The sequence below is a fragment of the Streptomyces sp. TAA204 genome, assembly GCF_000424965.1.
The window spans coordinates 8884-10454 of sequence record NZ_AUKW01000029.1 but is presented as its reverse complement, the minus strand read 5'-3'; the positions used below and the strand labels follow the sequence as shown (position 1 = coordinate 10454).

At 68.9% G+C, this 1571-nt stretch carries 1 protein-coding gene; it reads left to right on the top strand.

Annotated features, from left to right (window positions below):
• Window positions 1-16: 16 nt before the first annotated feature.
• A partial coding sequence (locus H343_RS0124525; protein ID WP_199778991.1) for a polyketide synthase dehydratase domain-containing protein occupies window positions 17-1571 on the top strand: 1555 nt, incomplete at its 3' end.

The following is a 1571-nucleotide window of genomic DNA, read 5'->3' as shown; positions in this document are numbered from 1 at the left end:
GCCGCGGATTCCGGTCGTGTCGAACCTGACCGGCCAGGTGACCACCGGCGACGAACTGTGTGCGCCGGAGTACTGGGTGCGTCATGTGCGGGAGACGGTCCGTTTCGCCGACGGCGTGAGTGCGCTGGAGGGCCAAGGCGTCTCTGGTTTTGTGGAGTTGGGCCCGGACGGGGTGCTTTCGGCGATGGCGGCGGAGTCGTCGCCGGGTGCGGTGGCTGTGCCGTTGCTGCGCAAGGACCGGGACGAGGAAGCTGCCCTGGTCTCGGGGCTGGCCCGCCTCTTTGTCTCCGGTGTCGACGTCGACTGGGCACGCCTCTTCGACGGAACGGGCGCCAAGCGCGTCGACCTGCCCACCTACGCCTTCCAGCACCAGTGGTTCTGGCCCGCCGTCTCCACCCGTTCCGGCGACGTGCGCGAGGCCGGTCTCGGGTCCCTGAAGCATCCTCTCCTCGGTGCTGCGGTTGCACTGGCGGAGAACGAAGGGTTCCTGTTCACCAACCGCCTGTCGCTGCGCACTCAGCCGTGGCTCGCCGACCACACCGTGATGGGCCAGGTGCTCGTCCCCGCAACGGCTCTGGTGGAACTGGCAGTTCGTGCCGGTGACGAGGTCGGCTGCGACCGCATCGACGAACTGACTCTCTCTGCGCCACTGCTGCTGCCTGAGCAAGGCGCCATGCAACTGCAGGTGTGGGTGGGGCGCGCGGACGAGGACGGCCGTCGCTCGATGAACATCTACTCCCGTCCCGACGGTGACATCGAGGAGCCGTGGACGACGAACGCCAGCGGGGCTCTGGCCGTGGGTGAGAACGCCGCGTCGTTCGAGGCGTCGGTGTGGCCGCCTGCGGGTGCGGTGCCGGTGCCGGTCGAGGGCTGCTACGAGCGGTTCGCCGAGGCCGGGTTCGAGTACGGGCCCGCATTCCAGGGGCTGAAGGCTGCCTGGCAGGGCAGCGACGGTGAGATCTTCGCCGAGGTGGCCCTTCCGGAGGACACCGGCGCCGACAGCTTCGGACTCCACCCCGGGTTGCTCGACGCGAGCCTGCACGCCGCTCTCCTCGTTGAGGAGGGGCAGGCAGGATTGCCGTTCTCCTGGAACGGGGTGTCGCTGCACGCGAGCGGTGCCTCAGCGGGCCGCGTGCGGTTGACGCGTGACTCCGATGGCGCGATCGCCATCGCGCTTGCGGACGAGGAGGGGGCTCCGGTCGCGACGGTCGAATCGCTGGCTGTGCGACCGCTGTCCGCCGAGCAGTTGAGTGTGACCGGTGTGGAGCGGGACACCCTGTTCCAGACGGACTGGGTCTCTCTCACCGCCCCGGTGCAGACCGTTCCGGGACGTGTCACCGTCATCGGATCCGACCCGTTCGGGCTGGCCGCGACACTGAGCACGGAATCCACATCCGTAGAGGTACAACCTGACCTCATGTCCGGCACGGCCGGTGAAGTGGTGGTGCCGGGTGTGGTGTTGGTGCCGGTGGTGGGTGACGCGGACGGCGATGTGGCCGGGTCCGCGCATGTTCTGACTGCGCGTGTGCTGGGTGTGGTGCAGGAGTGGCTGGCCGATGAGCGGTTTGCCG